This window comes from Acinetobacter sp. ANC 4169 (genome assembly GCF_002135355.1).
Classification (GTDB): Bacteria; Pseudomonadota; Gammaproteobacteria; order Pseudomonadales; family Moraxellaceae; genus Acinetobacter.
The window spans coordinates 127,486-149,418 of record NZ_NEGE01000003.1 but is presented as its reverse complement, the minus strand read 5'-3'; the positions used below and the strand labels follow the sequence as shown (position 1 = coordinate 149,418).

19 protein-coding genes are annotated in these 21,933 nt (G+C 42.0%); 6 read left to right on the top strand and 13 right to left on the bottom strand.

Features of this window, described 5'->3' with window-relative positions; genetic code table 11:
• Positions 1 to 43: 43 nt before the first annotated feature.
• From msrA to thyA, 5 genes are all read right to left on the bottom strand, one after another.
• Complete coding sequence (msrA, locus tag B9T26_RS03365; RefSeq protein WP_086198402.1) at positions 44 to 568, bottom strand: peptide-methionine (S)-S-oxide reductase MsrA; 525 nt, start codon at positions 566 to 568, stop codon at positions 44 to 46.
• 115 nt (positions 569 to 683) lie between these two features.
• A complete protein-coding gene (locus B9T26_RS03360) occupies positions 684 to 1,145 on the bottom strand; it encodes an META domain-containing protein (RefSeq protein WP_086198401.1) in 462 nt (153 codons plus the stop codon).
• Between the two features lie 108 nt (positions 1,146 to 1,253).
• Positions 1,254 to 2,309: a DUF4105 domain-containing protein gene (locus tag B9T26_RS03355; RefSeq protein WP_086198400.1), complete on the bottom strand. Its 1,056-nt coding sequence runs from the start codon at positions 2,307 to 2,309 to the stop codon at positions 1,254 to 1,256.
• Between the two features lie 28 nt (positions 2,310 to 2,337).
• Positions 2,338 to 2,850 (bottom strand): dihydrofolate reductase, encoded by a 513-nt coding sequence (locus B9T26_RS03350; protein ID WP_086198399.1) that lies wholly within the window; start codon positions 2,848 to 2,850, stop codon positions 2,338 to 2,340.
• Between the two features lie 112 nt (positions 2,851 to 2,962).
• Positions 2,963 to 3,805 (bottom strand): thymidylate synthase, encoded by an 843-nt coding sequence (gene thyA, locus B9T26_RS03345; protein WP_086198398.1) that lies wholly within the window; start codon positions 3,803 to 3,805, stop codon positions 2,963 to 2,965.
• Positions 3,806 to 4,433: 628 nt separating this feature from the next.
• On the opposite strand from thyA, the gene B9T26_RS03340 reads away from it, so the two are divergent.
• Positions 4,434 to 4,955, top strand: a complete 522-nt coding sequence (locus B9T26_RS03340) for a CHAP domain-containing protein (RefSeq protein WP_086198397.1) — start codon at positions 4,434 to 4,436, stop codon at positions 4,953 to 4,955.
• A 100-nt stretch (positions 4,956 to 5,055) separates the two neighbouring features.
• Here the strand turns inward: B9T26_RS03340 and B9T26_RS03335 are convergent, their stop codons facing one another.
• The 3 genes from B9T26_RS03335 to B9T26_RS03325 are packed head-to-tail and all read right to left on the bottom strand — an operon-like array spanning position 5,056 to position 9,799.
• A complete protein-coding gene (locus tag B9T26_RS03335) occupies positions 5,056 to 6,459 on the bottom strand; it encodes an efflux transporter outer membrane subunit (protein ID WP_086198396.1) in 1,404 nt (467 codons plus the stop codon).
• Positions 6,460 to 6,470: 11 nt separating this feature from the next.
• Complete coding sequence (locus tag B9T26_RS03330; RefSeq protein ID WP_086198395.1) at positions 6,471 to 8,453, bottom strand: MacB family efflux pump subunit; 1,983 nt, start codon at positions 8,451 to 8,453, stop codon at positions 6,471 to 6,473.
• A gap of 2 nt (positions 8,454 to 8,455) precedes the next feature.
• Positions 8,456 to 9,799, bottom strand: a complete 1,344-nt coding sequence (locus B9T26_RS03325) for a MacA family efflux pump subunit (RefSeq protein WP_086198394.1) — start codon at positions 9,797 to 9,799, stop codon at positions 8,456 to 8,458.
• A 580-nt stretch (positions 9,800 to 10,379) separates the two neighbouring features.
• Here B9T26_RS03325 and B9T26_RS03320 point away from each other — a divergent pair.
• Positions 10,380 to 10,829, top strand: a complete 450-nt coding sequence (locus B9T26_RS03320; protein WP_086198393.1) for a bacteriohemerythrin — start codon at positions 10,380 to 10,382, stop codon at positions 10,827 to 10,829.
• On the opposite strand, the gene holA is transcribed toward B9T26_RS03320, so the two are convergent.
• The 5 genes from holA to B9T26_RS03295 all read right to left on the bottom strand — a co-directional run bounded on the left by holA (position 10,826) and on the right by B9T26_RS03295 (position 16,368).
• Positions 10,826 to 11,821, bottom strand: coding sequence for a DNA polymerase III subunit delta (holA, locus tag B9T26_RS03315; RefSeq protein ID WP_086198392.1), 996 nt, complete (start codon positions 11,819 to 11,821; stop codon positions 10,826 to 10,828). The two genes, B9T26_RS03320 and holA, sit on opposite strands and share 4 nt — an antisense overlap.
• 17 nt (positions 11,822 to 11,838) lie before the next feature.
• Positions 11,839 to 12,375: an LPS assembly lipoprotein LptE gene (gene lptE / locus B9T26_RS03310; protein ID WP_086198391.1), complete on the bottom strand. Its 537-nt coding sequence runs from the start codon at positions 12,373 to 12,375 to the stop codon at positions 11,839 to 11,841.
• 369 nt (positions 12,376 to 12,744) lie between these two features.
• Positions 12,745 to 15,366, bottom strand: coding sequence for a leucine--tRNA ligase (leuS, locus tag B9T26_RS03305; RefSeq protein WP_086198390.1), 2,622 nt, complete (start codon positions 15,364 to 15,366; stop codon positions 12,745 to 12,747).
• A gap of 128 nt (positions 15,367 to 15,494) precedes the next feature.
• A complete protein-coding gene (locus B9T26_RS15965) occupies positions 15,495 to 15,953 on the bottom strand; it encodes a DUF4124 domain-containing protein (protein ID WP_086198389.1) in 459 nt (152 codons plus the stop codon).
• Between the two features lie 52 nt (positions 15,954 to 16,005).
• Entirely contained in the window at positions 16,006 to 16,368 is a 363-nt protein-coding gene (locus B9T26_RS03295) for a DUF4124 domain-containing protein (RefSeq protein ID WP_086198388.1), read from the bottom strand.
• 790 nt (positions 16,369 to 17,158) lie between these two features.
• Here B9T26_RS03295 and B9T26_RS03290 point away from each other — a divergent pair.
• The 4 genes from B9T26_RS03290 (at position 17,159) to B9T26_RS03275 (ending at position 21,662) form a co-directional block, all read left to right on the top strand.
• Positions 17,159 to 18,886: an acetolactate synthase 3 large subunit gene (locus B9T26_RS03290; protein ID WP_086198387.1), complete on the top strand. Its 1,728-nt coding sequence runs from the start codon at positions 17,159 to 17,161 to the stop codon at positions 18,884 to 18,886.
• Positions 18,883 to 19,374, top strand: a complete 492-nt coding sequence (ilvN, locus tag B9T26_RS03285; RefSeq protein ID WP_086173954.1) for an acetolactate synthase small subunit — start codon at positions 18,883 to 18,885, stop codon at positions 19,372 to 19,374. Before B9T26_RS03290 ends, ilvN begins: the two co-directional genes overlap by 4 nt.
• A gap of 109 nt (positions 19,375 to 19,483) precedes the next feature.
• Positions 19,484 to 20,500 (top strand): ketol-acid reductoisomerase, encoded by a 1,017-nt coding sequence (gene ilvC, locus B9T26_RS03280; RefSeq protein WP_086173953.1) that lies wholly within the window; start codon positions 19,484 to 19,486, stop codon positions 20,498 to 20,500.
• Positions 20,501 to 20,825: 325 nt separating this feature from the next.
• On the top strand, positions 20,826 to 21,662 hold the full coding sequence (locus B9T26_RS03275; protein WP_086198386.1) for an XAC2610-related protein: 837 nt from the start codon (positions 20,826 to 20,828) through the stop codon (positions 21,660 to 21,662).
• Positions 21,663 to 21,933: the final 271 nt, after the last annotated feature.

Sequence of the window (21,933 nt, the reverse complement as noted above, 5' to 3'; positions counted from 1 at the left end):
GAGGGTCGCTTTTTTTATGTTTGATCGCAGCTGAAAAGAGCATTTATTCAGATTTAAGCAAGTCTTGAAACTTGCTGCGTAATTTCATTAATTTCGGTGGAATGGCGAAATTACAGTAGCCTTGAGCAGGGTTTCGGGCAAAGAAATTTTGATGATATTCTTCCGCCGGGTAGAACTTCGGTGCGGGGCTGAGCTCGGTCACAATATTCAGGCCTTCCGCTTTTAAATGCTCAATCGCTTGCTCTGCCTGCTGTTGTTGTTCAGCATTAAAATAATAAATCACGGAACGGTATTGGGTGCCAATATCATTGCCTTGACGGTTTAAGGTCGTTGGATCATGGGTAGCAAAAAACACATCCAAAAGTTGGGAAAAGCTGATTTGGGTTTCGTCATAATCAATCAAAATGACTTCTGCATGGTGGGTGTCGCCACGACAAATATCATCATAACTTGGGTGTTCTGTATGGCCGCCGGCATAACCACTGACCACTTTTTCCACCCCTTTTAGCTGTAAAAATATGGCTTCGACACACCAGAAGCATCCACCACCCAATAAGGCCTGTTGCATAACTTTATCCTGTATTTGTTTATTGTTTTTAATATAGGGGCTTTCTATGAAGCTAAAATGTATTTAAACATTTTAAACACAAAAGCCTGAGCTTTCAGGCTTTTATTTGAACGATTTAACGTGGTTGTACCGGGCTGGTAAATTGCAGTACCACATTGCCGTGGCGATCAAGCAGTTTAAGGGTTTTGCCAAAAACCTGATAGTTGGCGACTTTTGCCAAAGCTGCATTAAATTGTTCAGACAGGTTGTTATTGTCCAGACAGGCCATTTTGGTGCCTGCCATTTGACTGAGTACCAAGGTATCTCGACCCGCTTCATAGCTGCCCATAATCCGGTTACAACCATCGGCACCACTGATCCGTTTGCTTGCTGCATCAAATTGTAAGCTTGGAATATTACGGGCGGTTGCTACTGTCTTGATTTCAGTATTGCCAATATAGGTGACAATCCAGGTACGATTTTGTAGTTGCATCAAGTTTGCCGCCTCAATATTAGAAGCGGCATTTGGTGTGCTTTGACAAGCTGTCAAAGCAATTGCAGCGCCCAGTATGCCTACAGCAAAGAATTTTTTTAACATATTGGATTCTCGTTTTTGATTTAATCTATGGTCTATATAAACAAAAAAACAGTCTTTTCACTAGGGTTAAATCTATGTTTTATCTATTTTTACTTTTTTAAATTCAGCTCATTCGTCCGTTATTGGTTTGGGTACGCCCTGACGAATCAGGCTTGAATACTGGCTACTGGAAAGATGTTTCAAATGGCTCACGCGCGGGTTGATATAAGCGATGTCGTACCACTGTTTCATGCTTAAGTCATGTGAAATAGCATTTAAGTCATAGAGATAATTGGGTAAATAGCCTGAAGCCAGCAGGCGGTAATCTGTGGGTAAAGGTCTTTGAGATATCGCCCGTACCATGTCAAACACCAGCGTGGTGCAGTTACTGGTCAGGCTGTTGTACCATTTGGGTTGCTGCTTTAATTCGTTGGCTTTACCCAGATATTCTTCAAACAGGGCACGTATTTCGCTTTTCGACATATTCACCGGGAAGAAATAGACGTGTTCGCCACGAATATTGCTGCGGGTATAGATCAGGTCCTTTTCATCTGCCGCAATCAGGCTGAGTTCATATTTTCTAAAAAAACCGCCATAGGTGGAAAATTCTTCATTTTGTTGTTTGCGAATTTCAATCGAAAATGTCAGGGGTTGGCTATTGGCAAAATCAAAACTGACCAGGGTATGAGCAATCCGTGGCCCCATCCAGTAGGAAGTAATGATATTGACACCGGTGATCTGGTTTAAATCAAAGTGCCGAGTTTCCCAGCGCTCATCATAACTGCCATCAGCATGCCAGTTAAAGTTGCGTACCTTGTGTAAGGTCACCTGATCGCCCTGCTGCTGATAAGTCAGCACTTGGGCAACTTCCGGATTCCAGTCACGATCCTGCCTGGCTTCCAGAGCAAAATACCAGAATAAGCCGATGAGAAAAACCACAACATAGATCAGGACGTCAGTTTGACGGTTAAACCAATGCTGGCTGATATAGAGGCCGAGAATGCTCAAAGCAAAGGCAATCCAGATTCCAATCAATACGCGGGTCATTAACCAGCCAAGCGGTTCCTGAAACCACAAGGCCAGACACAGCCAAATAGAGGACATAATAACGAAAAGACTGAACACGCTATGGAATAGCACCATGCCCAAAGCAAGAAGGAATTCTCTTGTTCCAATATTATGCATATTTGACTGTTATCTATAATTATTGCCTTTATTTTCGGTAAGTTGCGAACTCAAAAGCAATCCCAGTTTTGTCGTCAATATGTTGTTCTGAAGCGACTTTTTTAAATTCAGCCGGAATTTCCGGGTAGTAGGCATCGCCTTGAACATTCAGTTCGACATGGGTCAGTTCCAGGCGGTCTGCAATATCCATAGTTTGTTTAAAGATTTCTCCGCCACCAATCACAAAGACCGCATCAGGCTTTTCTGAGGCTTTGACATCGGCTACTGCTTGAGCCAAAGCATCTTCAATCGAGTGGGCAACTTTAGTCCCTTCAAATGACCAGCTGGTGTCACGGGTAATGATCCAATTGACACGCTTCGGTAAGGTACGCCCCATAGACTCTAAAGTCTTGCGGCCCATGACCACCACACCACCTTGAGTGATTTCCTTAAAGTGCTTGAGATCAGCAGAAATATGCCAAGGCAAGTCATTATTTTTACCAATGCAGCGTTGCTGATCCATAGCTACAACATGCACCACTTCTAAATTTTGGAATGTCATAAAGTTCGCCTTATCTGACTATTATCCCCCCCGTTTGTTTTATTTGAGTCCCCCTTTTTTAAAGGGGGATTTAGGGGGATTAGGAATTGAGTAGAATGACTAATTAGAAAAATTAAACCGCAACCGGCGCTTTAATCCCTGGGTGTGATTCGTAACCCACAATTTCAATATCTTCAAATTTAAAATCGAAGATGTCTTGGATTTCAGGATTTAGCTTTAATTGGCAAAGTTCCATCGGCTCACGGCTGAGCTGCAATTTGGCCTGTTCAAAATGGTTGGTATATAAATGGGTATCGCCACCAGTCCAGACAAAGTCGCCCACACCCAAGCCGCACACTTGCGCAATCATGTGCGTCAGCAGCGCGTAGCTGGCAATATTAAATGGAACGCCTAGGAACACATCCGCACTACGTTGATACAGCTGGCAAGACAGTTTGCCATTCTGGACAAAAAACTGGAACAGGGTATGGCAAGGCGGAAGCGCGACATTGCCTGCTTCATTCGGATTCCAGCCGGACACAATTAAACGGCGTGAATTTGGGTTAGTTTTAATCTCATTAATTAGCCATTTAATCTGGTCAAAACCATCCTGTTCATATAAACCATTTTCTTTTTTAGTTGCGCCAAAATTACGCCACTGATGACCATAGACTGGACCGAGTTCACCTTCAGGACGGCCAAAACGGGCAGTTTGCTCTGCAGTAGCCCATTCATCCCAAATGGTCACTTTGTTGTCTTGCAAATATTTAACGTTGGTATCGCCTTTGAGAAACCACAGCAGTTCAATCACGATGGAGCGGAAATGTACTTTTTTGGTGGTCAGTAAAGGAAAACCTTGAGAAAGGTCAAAGCGCATTTGGTGACCGAACACTGAACGCGTCCCTGTACCGGTACGGTCGCCTTTGTCGCCACCGTTGTCGAGGATGTGTTGGAGTAGGTCAAGATATTGGCGCATGTCTCTCTCATTAGAATATATTTACTAACCGCACATATTAGCCTTTTTTTACAAGAAACTGTATCTCCTCAAGTCTGAGGAAATTCAAATTATCTTTATATTTATTTTAATGCGATGATTTTAATATGTTTCTTGGCTTTTTTGAGTTTGTTATAAGGATCAAGCTTCAACTGCATCAGCTTGGCTTAAAAATGATCAAAATAAAAAAATAGTGAAATTTTTATATCCAGTATTTCTGAACATGCATCACAAATTCTATATCGCAATCGCTATAAAGTGCTCAACACATCTTCCAGATGCTGAATGGCATTCAGCGTATTTTAACAAGGCATCGAAAATGTAGTGTATCTGTCATTTTTTCATTGATTCCATTCAATCTCATCAATTTATGAATGCAAGACTCTAAACTCAAAGACAGCATATAGCTGATTAAGTGAGCATAAATTAAATTTATGGATTTTTGTATTTATAAAAGCTAACAAAAATTAATCATTTAACTCGATTTTAAGGGATTTGTTTATATTTGATTACATTTATTACATGAAAAATCACATTTTAGGGTTTACTATCTTGCCGTCGAAATGAGTGAAAAGCTGGTCGTTAAAGGCCTGGGAGTGTTTGGTAAAGAATGGCTTATGATCATAATGTAAACATGAGTGAAGTACATGCTCCTGTTCAGGCAAACATCATAATTCGTTCCCAATCGGGTAGAAATTCTAAAAAATATAAAGAATCGCAGACTGTTGAAGCAACACAAAAAAATAATATGCTTGCCAAGAATGGACAGCGCATAGATATCAATAAATTTACCGATTTCTTGCAGGGAATTTCCTCAAATACCAGTTCAAAAAAGTGTGCCAAAAGTATCCGACTAGCTTTGGAATCAGCCGGTGCACGGTTCCAAAGTCATCCTGTTGCTGCGGCAGACTGGGGTAATACTTTAATGAAAATTGGCTATCGACAAATTAATCCTAAATTCGATGCACCTAAAGAAGGTGATATTTATATTATTGATCGAACTGGCAAGCATGTGTATGGACACATTGCAGGATTTAATGGCAAGCAATGGGTCTCTGACTTTAAGCAAAAAAGTTATGATGTTTATAATGAAAAAGGTCTGACCTATAAATATTACCGTCCGAGCTTTTAATTTTTAAAAAGCTAAAAGCAGTCAAATAGAAAATTTCATCAGGAATTTTTCTGATAAAAAAAGATGCCACTGGGGCATCTTTTTTTATTTTACTTTTAATTTAAGGCAATGGCTTGATTGGGCTACCGCCTAAAGACTGCATCAAGGTGACATAGGCATTGTATTGGCTCTGTTTGGTTTGAACCAAAGCCAAACGTGCATTACGTGTGGTTTCCTGAGCATCGAGCAGGTTTTTCAGGGCGATGGCACCGTTACGGTAACGTACTTCAGTCAAACGTTCAGTTTTCTCGGCAAGCTGCACATTGCGTTCTTGCAAAGCCACTTGTTTGTTTAACTCGGTACGGGCCGATAGTGCATTTTCAACATCGGCAAAGGCCTGAAACAGACTTTGACGATACTGCACAATCGCTTTTTCATAATCCAGATTACTGATCGCCAGGTCTTTTTTCATGTCGTTATATTGCAAGAACGGCAGGCTAAGGTTCGCACCTAGGGTTAATACCGGGTTTTGCAACAGGTTGGTTAAAGAGGTGCTGGAAGAGCCTAAGTTTCCGGTCAAATTAATCGAAGGGTAATAACTGGCTTTGGTGGCATCTTTGCTGGCAAGTGCCTTGCGTAAACGCAGTTCACTGGCTTGCAAATCCGGACGACGTGACAACAGGGCTGCCGGTAAGCCTGCAGAAATTGCCGGTAAAGCAATACGCGGTAAATGCTGCGGCTCAGTAATATTGAGTTGTTGCACTGGTTGCTGCATCAACACTGCCAAAGCCGTTCTGGTTTCTACTTTTTGCTGTTCAATCTGGCTTAAGGTTGCTCTTTGGCTTTGCACCGACTGTTCAGCTGAGGTTAAGTCCAGACCGGAAACTGCACCGGCACGGTATTGGGTACGAACCAGCTCAAAGGTTTTTTGCGTGCTGGCCAGGTTTTGCTGGGCAATTTGATATCGTTCATTCAGATAACCCAACTGCCAATATAAATTTGCCGTAGTGCCAATCAGACTTTGTGCAGTAGCTTGCAAGTCTTGTTCGGTGGCTAAGGCTTCCCATCGGCTGGCTTCAGTTTGCCGAGCCAGTTTGCCGAACAAGTCCAGTTCATAGCTTACGCCACCACTTACAGACAGGCCGCGTGAAGCATCATCACCAGAATTTAAGTCAACCGTATGTCCTGCCGATACGCTTGAGCTGACCCGTGGACCTTGCTGGTTTTTTGCCAAACCAGCCTGTAAACGTGCCTGCTGCAAGTTAATTCCGGCAACCGCCAAATCGGTATTGCTGGTTAGCACCTGATTGACCAACTGATTCAGCTGCGCATCGCCAAATAAAGTCCACCATTGATCGGCATAAACATCGGCATGCACCTGCTGGCTGAGTGCTTTACTGTTCTGGAAATTGCCTGGAATATTTACGGCAGGCTGTTCATAGGGTGTTTTGACGACCGCAGCACAACCCACTAATGATCCAGTTAAAATAAGACTAGCGATAAGTTTGGTAAAATTCATTTGCATTCTAAGTATCCTTATTCGCGAGAAAGTGCATCGACAGGATTAAGCTGTGCTGCATTACGGGCCGGGATAAAGCCAAAGATAATCCCGATCATGCTGGAACAGACAAAGGCTGCAATAATCGATGTGGTTGAATAGGCCATCTGGAAGGTACCACTAGCAAAATGACCAATCAGCTGTCCAATACCTAAGGATAAAAGCACACCCAAGATCCCGCCTAAAATACAGACCAGTACCGCCTCAATCAGGAACTGCTGCAAGATGTCACTTTGTCGTGCACCCACTGCCATACGCACCCCAATTTCCTGAGTACGTTCAGTCACCGATACCAGCATGATATTCATTACCCCGATACCGCCGACAATTAATGAAATCACCGCAATTGCAGACACTAACAGAGTCATGGTTTGCGTGGTTTGCTGAATAGTTTCACGAATACTGTCGGCATTTTGGGTAAACACATCCTGTGCGCCGTGGCGTTGAACCAATAAGTTTAAAATGGCATTTTCAGCTGCTGCACTTGGGTATTCATCTTTGACCCGCACGATGATGCTACGCACATTTGCTTGACCCAACATGCGGCTCATCACGGTGGAGTAGGGCAGGTAAACATTTAGACTATCCGAGTTACCCATCATCGATTTTTGTGCTTCAATCACGCCAATGATACGGCTCGGTACGCTACCCAGTAGAATGACCTGACCCACAGGATTGGTGCCATCGCTAAAGAATGTTTTTTGGGTATTGTTGTCAATCACCACATCTTGAGTACGTTCAGTCACGCCTTCTTTGTCAAAAGGCTGTCCGGACTGGAAGTTCATGCCTTTCACATAGAAGAAGTCTTCACTGACGCCATTCACCGTTGCAGAGGCTTCGGTATCTTTAAAGCGTGCAGTAATATTATTGGTGACAGAGGGACTGACGCCATCAACATAGGGTTGTTCAGCAAGTGCATCGGCATCGGCAGGAACCAGAGTTTTCACCTGTGCCGTTTTGGAATTATCACCAAAGCCACGACCCTGATAAACCGTAATGGTATTGGTACCCAAACTGCTGATATTTTCCAGAATCTGTTTCTGTGAACCATTGCCCAGTGCCACCACCGATACCACAGAAGCAATACCAATAATGATCCCGAGCATGGTCAGGAAGGTACGCATGCGGTGGGCATTCATGGCCAGCAGTGCCATACGGAATGCTTCGCCTAGCCGGTCGGCTGCCGAACGCCAAGAAGGCGTTTTTTTCTGTGCAGTTTGTTGTAAGGTCTGTTTTTCTAAAACTTCATCTTCGGCAACTTCAGGAACATTCGGTTTATCCGAAATAATATTCCCGTCACTGATTTCAATAATGCGCGAGGCATTTTTCGCAACGTTATGATCGTGGGTGACTAAAATGATGGTATGACCTTTGGCATTCAGTTCACGTAAAATACGCATCACCTCAATACCACTATTTTTATCCAGTGCACCGGTCGGTTCATCGGCCAGGATCACATCGCCACCGTTCATCAGGGCACGGGCAATCGAGACACGTTGCTGTTGACCACCAGACAACTGACTGGGACGGTTTTGGGTTTTTTCAGCCAATCCCAGCTCTGTGAGCAGTTGGGTCGAGCGTTGCTGACGGACAGAGGCATCTACTCCTGCATAAATTGCAGGAACTTCAACGTTACCTGCCGCAGTTAAATCACCCAATAAATGATAGCGCTGGAAAATGAAGCCAAAGTATTCCCGGCGCAATTGCGCCAGTTCATCTGCTTCTAATTTTCGGGTTTCCCGCCCTTTAACCTGATAGCTACCCGCAGTCGGCTGATCTAAACAACCGAGGATGTTCATCAGGGTCGATTTACCTGAACCTGATTGCCCGACAATGGCCACCAGTTCTCCGGGGTAAATCTCTAAATTAATGCCCTTCAGAATCTGAATGGTGCCTTCCCCGGCAGGGAATTCACGAGTCAGATCTGTGACCTTGAGCAAAGGTTGTTGATCTTGACTCATGATTACATTCTCATTGGACCAGCACCACCGCCAGCACGGTTACTACGTTTTGCAGAATCGTTGGACGTATCTGAAGCATCTGCAATCACCACTTTGTCACCTTGTTTCAAGCCTTTAATCACTTGAGCAGTGACACGGTTATTTAAACCCACCAATACCGGTTGCGGTTTGGCTGTACCATCTGCCTGAACCACGCGCACCATCGACATAGAGGCTTTACCTTGTTCAATCAGTGACTTTTCTTCAGCAGAAAGTCCCAGGCGTTTTGGACGTTCAGTTTTGGCTTGGTCTGTATCGGCTGGCTTTTGTTCTTTGGCTTTATCTGCATTACGGTCAGCACGTTTGCCTTGAGGGCGGTTTGATGCTTGTAATGCAGCTGCAGGGACGCTTAAAACATTTTTTGCTTCATTCAGCACGATATAAACTTGAGCAGTCATATCAATACGCAGTTTGCCATCTTCATTGGGCACGTCAAACAATGCATTGTAATACACTGCAGTACTTGAAGATGAAGTGGATGAATTATTGCTTTCTGTATTGATAGAATTGGGAGCCGGTTCCACCTGACGTAGTTTGGCATAATGTTTTTTGTCGCTATTGCCCAAAGTGGTGAAATACACGGTTTGGCCTTCTTCAACTTTCATCACGTCAGCTTCTGAAATTTCAGCCTTAATGGTCATGGTGTCGAGTTTGGCCAGTTTGACGATGGTCGGTGCGCTTTGGTTGGCATTTACGGTTTGGCCTTCCTCGGTCACAATCGCCACAATGGTACCATCCATAGGCGCAACAATCTGGGTATAGCCTAAATCTTCTTTCGCTGTAGCCAAGGTTAAACGCGATTGTTCAATCTGGGCATTAATCGCCAAAATGTCGGCCTGTGCCGTTTTATAACTGGCCAATGCTGCTTCTAATTCGGCACGTGATGTTGCATCTTGGGCATACATGGCTTGCTGACGTTGATACTCAGCTTGAACTTTGGCTAAGTTGGCCTGTTTGACTGCCAGTTGAGCCTGCTGGTTTTTAATGCTCGCTTCAGCCGTTTTCAGGTCATTTTCCTGACGAATTGAATCAATTCGGGCAATCAGTTGACCCTGTTTAACTTGGTCCCCTAATTTCACATACATCTTTTTGACCTGTCCAGATACCTGTGCACCGACGCTGACCATTTTGGTCGCTTCAAGTACACCAGTTGCAAGCACCGAATCTTCAATGTCACCGCGGCTGACTTCGCTGGTAATGTATTGAGGAAGCTGCTCTTTCGGTTTCAAAAAGAACCAGGCTGTGACTGCAATAGCAAGAATACAGACCACCGCAACAACTATTTTGGACGGTTTTATTTTTGGCATAGTGAGTTGATAAATGAGGAAAATTAGATCAATTATAAAAGCTAAATAAGGATAAAACGTGAACTTTTTTAAAACAAATGAGAATTATTTTCTTTTTGGAGATCTTTTGAAAAAGTGACTAAAGCGATTGAGGACCGATTTTGAACCAGCATTTTATAGAGTGATTTGTAGATAAGGGGGCACTTTAGGGAATTTGGATTCAATCAAATTTCTGAAATATTATTTTCTGTCTGAGGGTTGAGTTTCGTATACATACCGCTGTAAGAAAGCATGCTTTCCAACTGCTCTCAGGCATCTGTATAGATTAGATTTTAGTCGAATGATACTAGATTTATTTAATGATTTTTATTTGAATAATTTTTTTATTTAATGTTTTTAGCTCTCTTCTATTTTGGCATTCATAGCTTAAGGCTCTTAGTAATAATTTAAAAAAATCTTTGTTTTATCTATAGATTTAAATAAAAAAAGTTTGTAACATCAAATCCCATAATTTTTTTATGGGATTAATAATAATAGTGCCCTGCACAATGATTGTGCGCAATAAATAACGACTTGAATATGAAAATTTGTGAGGTAACGGATGGAATGGAATGAAACCTATAATATTGGAATTGATGTGATTGATAATCAACATCGTCAGATATTGGATTACATTAATGCTCTAGAAAAGATTAGAGGAAGTGGGGATCGCAACCAGATCAGAGAAGTCTTGGATGATTTGATTGATTACACCCAATCCCATTTTAGCTTCGAAGAAAACTTGCTTGAGCAAGTACATTATCAGTATTTGCCTTCTCATAGAGGCATACACGAGTTATTTGTGAAACGGTTGAATGAGTATCGTCATAAATTTGATCGGGGAGAATCGGTCGAAAATGATTTATATCGATTACTGTCAAAGTGGTTGATTAATCATATTCAACATGATGATCAAGATTATGTGGATGCTGTGCGGGATAATATGCTGCACTATTTGCGTTCACAAGAACAGAAGAAAGGTAAAAGCTGGTTTTCGCGTTTTTTCAGCTAAGCAGGTGATCCAAATAAGCTTCGACCACACATGCTGCTAATGGCTTGTAATACGAGATGCTCTGGATTCTCTTCCCCCAGACCTTTAATGGATGCATCAATGCGCAACAACAGGGACGGCCAAGTCAGGAAACAGTTCGGATTGAGCCGTCTTAAGGCCTGCTGATATTGACTGACTTTATTTTTCCAGATTCCAAGTTGTAAGGCATTTTGAGGTTGTTCAAACAGTTGCATCAGTAAACGCATTTCTTTACTGATGCTCCATAAGATCAGGCTCATCGGTTCACCCGAAGCAATCAGATACTGGAAAATTTTAATTGCCTGAGCCAGGTTGCCGGCAAGCAGGGCATCATTTAAGTCATATGTAGTATAGCGAGATTGGTCTTGTAAGCATGAATACAAATGATCAATCTGAATCACGTCTACGTCAGCAAAAGTATCGCTGACACGCATTAAACTGTTTTTGGCGGCCAGCAGGTTGTGCTCATGGTGCTGTTCCAGCCAGGCCCAGGCATCATTGGCCAGTTTAATCCCAAGTTTTTCTGCTTCTATGCTTAAAATCCGTTGCCGGTCTTGCGGATAATTGGCCGTAAGCGGCACAGTGACCCCATTGGCATCGACCACCTGAAAGAAACTTGATTTTAAGCTGCTGCTGTCCTGTTTCGGCATCACCACCAATAGCAGGTTTTGCTCATTGTGCTGGATATAGCTTTTCAGTTGCTTGATGCCGTTGGCATCAGGCTTGATATTGCCATGCACTTCAACTGCAAGTTGCGTGGAAAATAATGACAGGCTATTTAAAGCATTAAAGACATTTTTCCAGTCACTGACATTATTAATGTCATAACGCTGACGTTCAATTTCCTGTTTGTGCCAGCTTTGACGAAAAGCATCCAGTAAATTCTGTTCAAGCAAAGGTTCTTGACCATACATAATCCAGGCACCACGAGCTTCATCAACACGTTTTAGGGCTTGGGGATAGTCAAGTTTCATAGCGCTGTTATCTATATTTAAGGTTGTGTGGTTGAGTTGGTAGGTTTGGTCACCACTTTCGGTAGGCGGTTGGATGAAATCTGACGCACAATTTGCTGTGCCACATCATCAACAATCACCTGATTAAGATATTTTTGTTCCTGGTCATCCGTATTTACAGTGGCCACATCATATTGATAGCTGCGTGAAGCGGTAATGGTGCGCGGTTCAGTCACCGGATTACCTTGTGCATCTTCAATACGGAAAGTCACGGTTAAGCGAAGTAATGTTTCGACCAGTTTACCGTTTAACTCATGACGCTGTGGGGTGTAATCCAGTACCCGCAACACGTAGGCATCAGAACTGTCGCTGAGCTGAATGCCTGTGGCACCTAAATAAATTGCAAGTTTTTCATGTAATTGCTCTGCATTATTCGGCAAGGCTAATTTCATTTTTGAATAAGCCACCGGAGCAGTGGCCGGATTGGTACCTTTTAGATGGAAGCCACAACCCACTAAGCCTGCACTTAGACCACAAGTTAAAACAATTGCTGCTAAACGTTTGCCCAAATGCATGCGTTATCCTCTGTATTGTTCTTCAAAGAAAAAGGAAGATTGAAATATTTAGTGATTGTATGTGCAAAGCCCGTTGGCTGGCAACGGGCTTTGTTTGGGAATTGTTTTTTAATCCCTCCCGACCTCCCTTTAAAAAGGGAGGAGAATCTCACTTTTTATTTTTAGGAAGAAGTCCCCCTTTGGAAAAGGGGGATTTAGGGGGATTCAAATTTCCAAGTACCTTCTCTTCGCCATATATGACTCAGGGATGAGGAATATATTCCGCAAGAGGATGAGGCTGCTTTTGCATTTTACCTCTCCCTAACCCTCACTTGCAGAATTGTTTAAAGCAGTGCTTAAACAATTCTTCAGGAGAGGGAACTAAAGGATTTAAACCACCAAATTCACTAATTTATTCGGTACCACAATTTCTTTCTTGGTTGGACCAGTCAGGAATTGTTGAACCTCAGGTAATGCTTTGGCTTGCGCCAAGATCTCATCTTTAGAGGCATCTACAGAGACTTCTAATTTGCCACGAAGTTTACCGTTGACTTGTACCACAATCGTTTGCGTATTACGCGTTAACGCAGATTCATCCACAGCAGGGAATAAAGCATTTGTTAATTCGATACCAAACTCAGCCAATAGGGTTTGGCTCAAGTGCGGTGCAAACGGAGCAAGCAAAGTAAGCAGGGTAGTGATGGATTCACGTGCGACAGCAACATCGTTGTCATCTTTCGCTTCAAACTTGTTGTTCGCATTCAGCAGTTCCATCAACGCAGCAATAGCTGTGTTAAATGCATGACGACGTTCGATGTCATCACCCACTTTCTGGATGGTTTCATGCGTTTTACGACGTAAGTCTTGCGCAGCTGTAGAAAGTGCAGCTTTGTCGATGTTTGAAGCATTGTTGCCTTTTTCAAGGAAGCTTGTAGTTAAACGCCATACACGTTTCAAGAAGCGGTTTGCACCTTCAACGCCTGCATCAGACCATTCAAGCGATTGATCTGGTGGTGCTGCGAACATCATGAATACACGTGCAGTATCTGCGCCATATTGGTCAATAATCGCTTGCGGGTCGATACCGTTGTTCTTCGATTTCGACATTTTTTCCTGACCGCCCACCACAACTTCTTGACCGTCACCGGTGTATTTCGCAGAAAGTACGCGGCCTTTTTCGTCTTTTTCAAGTTCGATGTCGGCAGGGTTAAACCAGGTCTTCTTGCCTGAATCCGCTTCACGGTAGAAGGTATCTGCCAGCACCATACCTTGTGTTAAAAGGTTAGTGAATGGTTCATTACCTTGTACCACACCTTCATCACGCATTAATTTGTGGAAGAAACGCGCGTATAACAAGTGCAGAATCGCGTGTTCTACACCACCGATGTATTGATTCACTGGAAGCCAGGTTTGAGCAGCTTCAGGTTTCACCATACCGCCAGTGAAATCTGGAGATGCATAACGTGCATAGTACCAAGAAGATTCTACAAAGGTGTCCAAGGTATCTGTTTCACGACGTGCATCGCCACCACAGCATGGGCAAGTGGTTTCGTAGAATTCAGGCATTTTGTTCAGCGGGTTACCGGAACCATCTGGCACTACGTCAGTAGGTAAAATCACTGGAAGCTGTTCTTCAGGTACAGTAACCTGACCACATTTTTCACAGTTGATCATTGGGATTGGACAACCCCAGTAACGCTGACGAGAAACACCCCAGTCACGTAAACGGAACTGAACTTTGGTATTGGCAAGTTTTTGAGGTTCTAATTTCGCGATAAATGCATCGAAAGCACCCTGGAAGTCTAAACCATCAAATTCACCTGAATTTACCAGTTTACCTTCTTTAGAACCGTACCATTCCTGCCATTGGGTTGAATCAAAGTCTGAATCGTCTGCGCCTTTTGCATCAATTACTTGCTTGATGGTCAAACCGTATTTATTGGCAAATTCGAAATCACGTTCATCGTGTGAAGGCACTGCCATCACCGCACCTGAACCGTAAGACATCAATACATAGTTGGCAATCCAGACCGGAACAGCTTCACCTGTTACAGGGTGTTTGACTGAAAGACCAGTGGCCATACCTTTTTTCTCGGCAGTGGCAAGGTCAGCTTCAGCAACTGAACCCATACGGCATTCTTCAATGAATGCTTTTAATTCAGGATTTGTTTCAGCAGCTTTAAGCGCCATAGGATGTTCTGCTGCAACAGCAACATAAGTCACACCCATCAAGGTATCACCACGAGTGGTATATACAGTTAAATCATCGGCATAGATTTCTGGATGGGCTGAAGGGAAGGTGATTTCCATCCCTTGCGAGCGACCAATCCAGTTGCGTTGCATGGTCAAGACTTGTTGTGGCCAGCCGTCTTTTAAGGTATCTAAATCGTCTAATAATTCTTGCGCATAGTCGGTAATGCGGAAGTAGTACATTGGAATATCACGTTTTTCAACCAATGCACCTGAACGCCAGCCGCGACCATTTTCAACCTGTTCATTTGCTAAAACGGTTTGATCCACTGGATCCCAGTTTACGGTTGAAAGTTTACGGTAGATCAGGCCTTTTTTATAAAGCTGAACAAATAACCATTGTTCCCAGTGATAATACTCAGGGGTACAGGTCGCAAATTCACGATCCCAGTCAACTGAAAGACCTAATTTTTTGAGCTGATTACGCATGTAATCGATATTTTCAAAGGTCCATTTTGCCGGTGCCACTTTATGTGCAATTGCAGCATTTTCAGCAGGAAGACCGAACGCATCCCAACCCATAGGTTGCAGCACAGTTTCACCTTTTAAACGGTGGAAACGGCTGATCACGTCACCAATAGTATAGTTACGCACATGACCCATATGCAGTTTGCCACTTGGGTAAGGGAACATCGATAGGATATAACGACGTGGACCTTCTACAGTGTCGGCAACTTTAAAGGCTTTGCGAGTTTCCCAGTCTTGTTGGACCGTTGGTTCAATCGCACTGGCTTGATATTCAGGGTCAATGTGAGTAGTCATAAACGTATATAAGAACAATGGTTAAAAAGTTTGTTGCACAGCATAGCGCAAATTGCGATGCAATGTCAGTTTCCAGATCAGGATTTTATCTTCCTGCTCATTAGAAATGAAACTTTGGAGAATCTCATTTAATGAGGTGATGCTTTTGAATTCGCGCGTTTCTTCTTCTTTTGTAAATAAGCTGATTCTATCGATGAGCGGATGTCTTGTTCTGTTGAGCTGCCAAACATATTGGCATACGGATCTTGTTTTAAGGTTTGTTGGTTTTTTTGGAGCTGCTGTTTCACTTGAATTTCAATTGCAGCTCGTTCTGCTGTTGTTAATTCAATCTTAGCTGTTGTGGGAAATGAATAATGATTTTGTATTTGTTCTTTGGACTCTGGTACTTTTTTAGATTGTTCAGTTTTATTTTGATAGGTTGATATTGAGCCAAGCCACTTGGCATTTTTCGGCGGAGGTGTGGTAGTATAGTGCGTTGAACCCTTTGCATCTACCCATTTATAAAAATCTTGAGCATGAATATATGCTGAGGCTAATAATATTAGACTCAATACTAGATAATTGAATAAAAAAGAAAAAATATTCATTTATTGAGCATGGCGAGTGATGGCAAGCAGCTGCCACCACTTCTTTCTTATTTTATTCGGCGCGCTGAGCAGCTGAAACGGATGCCGATTTTTTCATAGGGGTGCTCGGGGCTTCAGCCGCATTTGCCGCCGCTAGTCCTGCATTTGCATGATTTTGCGCCTCTTTTTCCGCTACTGCATTCTGCGCTTCTTTATCAGCATTTGCATGCGCCGCGTGGCTAGCAGAACCTGCCGCGCCATAAGTATCCACTTTACCTTTCTTCTTTGCAGATTTTGGTGGTGGTGTGGTGGTGTAATGGGTAGACCCTTTGGCATCCACCCATTTGTAATATTCTTTAGCAAAACTTGTGGTTGAACTGAAACTTAAGATTAAGCCAGTCGCTATAAATCCAATTTTAATGCAAGATGATGCCATAATAATCAAGTCCTTATTGTCATAATCAGTTGGATAGAGTGTGAGAGAAATAGAACTCCTGAGTGCCTGAGTATTTTATATGATCTTGATGGTTTTGCAGAAAAAAAAGATAAACTGTCCCAAAATGCAGACAAGTGAATGGTATTTATTGACGGCTGCCATTAAAGGAAGTGATTTAATCAGCAAAAGTTTCTCTTTTATCGATTGTTGTCACGTTCGTTTAAGTACAAAAATGTATCAAAAAATATAATTAGAACTTAGAAAATAGATTTTTATTAATAAAAACATGTTTCAATAAAATAAATATTCATTCCATTTTATTATAGTTTTTATACTTATTTTTCATGAAATTTTTTATTATTTGTTTGAAATATATAAATATTTTAAATTTTATTGATTATTCTGCGAACAGTTTTAAACAAAACAAACCAATAAAAAGTGAATTATTCGAAAATAATGCATAAAAAGCTAATTTTTAAACTTGACTTTAATACTCGAAACCACAAAAATGCTGCTTTAGTTTTATATGCCTTAGATCGATCACCCTTCGAATAAGTGCCTTTTAGCAATGGACTTCTTCTCTAGCCGAGAAGCTGAACAAAGCCAACAAAATATGTTTATCCCAACATGTTTTAGACCTCATATTGCTCAAACAGCAACCAGGTCAGATTTTTTTCTTATTGCTATGAAAACTATGAAATTTGTGTGCTATAACAGAGCAGACAGTTAATGAATTAATCACCACAAATGCCCTCCATTTGTGCGTGAAAAAAGATTAGGGTGAATCACGTTGGAACTTTTATCTGGTGGTGAAATGCTCGTTCGCGCATTGGCGGACGAAGGCGTTGAGCATTTATTTGGATACCCAGGCGGCGCAGTACTACATATTTACGATGCGCTCTTTCAACAAGACAAAATCAATCATTACCTCGTACGTCATGAACAAGCTGCCGGTCATATGGCAGATGCTTATTCGCGTGTAACAGGTAAAACTGGTGTGGTACTCGTCACATCAGGTCCCGGTGCGACAAATACCGTAACTCCAATTGCAACGGCTTATATGGACTCAATCCCAATGGTGATTTTGTCTGGTCAGGTTGCAAGCCATCTTATCGGTGAGGATGCGTTCCAAGAAACCGATATGGTCGGTATTTCTCGTCCAATCGTAAAACACAGTTTCCAAGTGCGTCATGCCAGCGAAATTCCTGCGATTATTAAAAAAGCATTTTATATTGCAGCTTCAGGCCGTCCAGGTCCTGTGGTGATCGATATTCCTAAAGATGCGACTAATCCTGCAGAAAAATTTGCCTACGAATACCCTGAAAAAGTGAAGATGCGTTCGTATCAGCCGCCACACCGTGGTCACTCAGGTCAGATTCGTAAAGCGATTGATGAATTGATCAGTGCAAAACGTCCAGTGATTTATTCTGGCGGTGGTGTAGTACAGGGTAATGCTTCAGCATTATTGACTGAACTGGCTCATTTATTGGGCTATCCAGTAACCAATACTTTGATGGGCTTGGGTGCATTCCCGGGTAATGACCCGCAATTTGTTGGTATGTTGGGTATGCATGGTACTTATGAAGCCAACATGACCATGCATAATGCAGACTTGATTCTTTGTGTAGGTGCGCGTTTTGATGACCGCGTAACCAATAATCCGGCAAAATTCTGTCCAAATGCCAAAGTCATTCATATTGATATTGACCCGGCAACCATTTCTAAAACCATCATGGCACACATTCCAATTGTGGGTGCGGTAGAGCCGGTACTTCAAGAGATGCTGGTTCAGTTGAAACAAATGAATGTTTCTAAACCAAATCCTGAAGATATTGCAGCATGGTGGAAGCAAATTGATGAGTGGCGTGCAGCACACGGCTTAAAAGTTGTGGCACCGACTGATGGCACAATGAAGCCACAGCAAGTAGTAGCAGCTTTGGATAAAGTGACCAATAGCCAAGCAATTATTACTTCGGACGTAGGTCAACACCAGATGTTTGGTGCGTTGTATTACAAATACACACGTCCACGTCAATGGATCAACTCAGGTGGCTTGGGAACCATGGGTGTAGGCTTGCCATATGCAATGGCAGCGAAACTCGCATTCCCGGACCAGCAAGTAGTGTGTATTACTGGTGAAGCGTCAATTCAGATGTGTATCCAGGAATTATCAACATGTAAGCAATATGGCTTAAATGTGAAAATTCTCTGCCTCAATAACCGTGCCTTAGGTATGGTGAAACAATGGCAGGATATGAACTACGAAGGTCGTCATTCAAGCTCTTATGTAGATTCATTGCCAGATTTTCCAAAATTAATGGAAGCATATGGTCACGTGGGCATTCAAATTGACCATGCTGATGAGCTTGAATCGAAGCTTGAAGAAGCCATGGCAATCAATGATAAATGCGTATTTATTAACGTAATGGTTGACCGTAGCGAGCATGTGTATCCAATGCTGGTTGCAGGTCAGTCTATGCAAGATATGTGGTTAGGAAAAGGGGAGCGCACTCAATGAGACATATCATCTCTGTTCTCGTAGAAAACGAAGCGGGCGCGCTTTCTCGTTTGGTGGGTTTATTTTCTCAACGTAATTACAATATTGAAACTTTGAACGTTGCGCCAACCGAAGATCCAACCATGTCGCGTTTGACCCTGACCACTTATGGTGATGATCATAAAATTGAACAAATCACCAAACAGCTCAACAAACTGGTTGAAGTGGTTAAAGTGGTTGATTTGTCTGAAGGTGCGCATATTGAGCGAGAATTGATGCTGATTAAAGTGAAATCACTTGGATCGGCACGTGCTGAAATTAAACGCACTGCAGACATTTTCCGCGCGCAAATTGTGGATGTCACACCAACCACATACACGATTCAGATTGCTGGAACCACTGAAAAACTGGATGGTTTCATCGATGCGCTTGCAGAAAATACCATTCTTGAAGTGGTACGTTCTGGTGTATCAGGTATCGCACGTGGCGAAAAAGTTTTAACAATCTAATTTTTTAACACATTCTACTCATCGTACAGATGGGTATCTAGGTCAGTGAATACCAATAACATCATTGACTTGGATAAAAGGAAACATAAGCATTTAAGCGGAGACAGCAATGCAAATTTTTTATGATAAAGACTGTGACTTATCTATCATCCAAGGCAAAAAAGTAGCGATCATCGGTTACGGTTCACAAGGTCACGCACATGCGCTTAACCTTAAAGACTCTGGCGTTGACGTAACTGTAGGCTTACGTGCTAACTCTACTTCTTGGAAAAAAGCTGAGAATTCAGGTCTTAAAGTTGCTGAAGTTCCTGCTGCTGTAGCGCAAGCTGACGTAGTAATGATCTTGACTCCAGACGAATTCCAGTCACAGCTTTACCGTGACGTAATTGAGCCGAACATCAAGCAAGGTGCGACTTTAGCATTTGCTCACGGTTTCTCAATTCTTTACAACCAAGTTGTGCCACGTGCGGACTTAGACGTAATCATGGTTGCTCCTAAAGCACCAGGTCATACAGTACGTTCTGAATACCAACGCGGTTCAGGTGTTCCTGATCTAATCGCAATTCACCAAGATGCTTCTGGCAATGCCCGCAACGTTGCGCTTTCTTATGCTTCAGGCGTAGGCGGCGGCCGTACAGGTATTATCGAAACTTCATTCCGTGAAGAAACTGAAACTGACCTTTTTGGTGAGCAAGCAGTTCTTTGTGGTGGTGCAGTTGAATTGGTTAAAATGGGCTTCGAGACTTTGGTTGAAGCGGGTTATGCTCCAGAAATGGCGTATTTCGAATGTCTACACGAACTTAAATTGATCGTTGACTTGATGTTTGAAGGCGGTATCGCAGACATGAACTATTCAGTATCTAACAATGCTGAATATGGCGAATACGTAACGGGTACTGAAGTAATCAATGAACAGTCTCGTGAAGCGATGCGTAATGCGCTTAAACGTATCCAGTCTGGTGAATACGCGAAGATGTTCATCCAAGAAGGTGCGTTGAACTACCCATCTATGACTGCACGTCGTCGTCAAAATGCGGCTCACGGTATCGAAGTAACAGGTAACAAGTTACGTGCAATGATGCCTTGGATTCAAGCGAACAAAATCGTAGATAAAGAAAAGAACTAAGTTCTAATTTCTAAGTCAAAAAGCCCTTGTTTTATAACAGGGGCTTTTTTTATATAAAGTTGTGCTTTGAACTCGTGCATACCTTGGATCCAAGCAAACAAAATCGTAGATAAAGAAAAGAACTAATTTCTCGAATCAATTGATTTGATTTGAAAAACCCACTCTTTTGAGTGGGTTTTTTTATTTATTAAGATATTTTTAGTTTTTAAAGAGGATTGGTCTCTTACCAATTCGCAACAAAACATCAGGTATAGAGATAGATTAGAGGTGATTTTAAGTGTGATAGAGTAGACATAATTTTTCTATTGTTGAATGTGGCTGAGCAATGAAAACTCAAATCCTGCTATGTTTTACAGCTTTTTCTCTTTCCTGCTTGAGTTTTGCAGAAACAGTTCCTGCATCAGCTACTGAGCATCTGAAACCTTTCACAAATGTTCGTGTTTCTATGCAACGAATGCTACGTTCAGATGATGGACGCTATTTTCTTGATTTATATGCAGGGATCTGGAATCCACACGGCACACTTCATGATTTGACTGATCAAAAAACGATTGCCTTTAAGGGTTTGCAAAAAGGTGATCAGCTTAATCTTAAGTCGGTAAGTGTAAATGGTGACGTAGCAACATCTGAACAGTATCAGTTAAATGGAAACTTAAATGCAAATACTGGAGATATGCCAGCAGTTTTCAGTGCAGCAAATAATAATGAAAATATTCCAATTCAATTTGGACCTGCATTTACAACAGTAGTAGAAATAGAAAGGCCGCTGTTTATATTTAAATTTTATGGTGTGGAAAATGCCCAACAACCTTATGGAAAGGCTTTAAAACAAGTGCAGGTATTGAATAAAACTACCAATCAAGTGGTGCAGAGCCTGACGGGTTTTACCGCTTATCCTAAGAGTATTGGCTATATGGATATTAATTTTGATGGCTACTACGACATCATTCTGTCAGATACTTCGAATGAGCGCAAAGTTGAAGATAAACGTTTTATTTACTGGATGTATAATCCTAAAACCCATCAATTTCAGCGTTCACCACAATTGGAAAATATTACCGGATTTCCAGCAATTCATGGGGAAAAACAGCAAATTGATTTTGGGAACGGTCAGGTTTATCAGGTAAAAAATGGCTTATTGAATCGAGTTGAAGACAACTGATAGGATACTATAAAAAATAATTTTTTATCATAATGGTAGTGGTTATCTAAAAACCGGATTGTATTATAGCTATTTTATAATCATCTAATTTAAATAGCTAAGCTTAAAAAGCGTATAAATTTATTATGTCTAATATCTCATTGTTAATAGATGGAATTTTAATTTAATTAATTTTTATCTTATATATTATTATAAATATTCACATGAATTATTGTGCCTGAAAAAGTAAAGAATGTATCATGTCATGATCATTAAATATTACATACTGTAT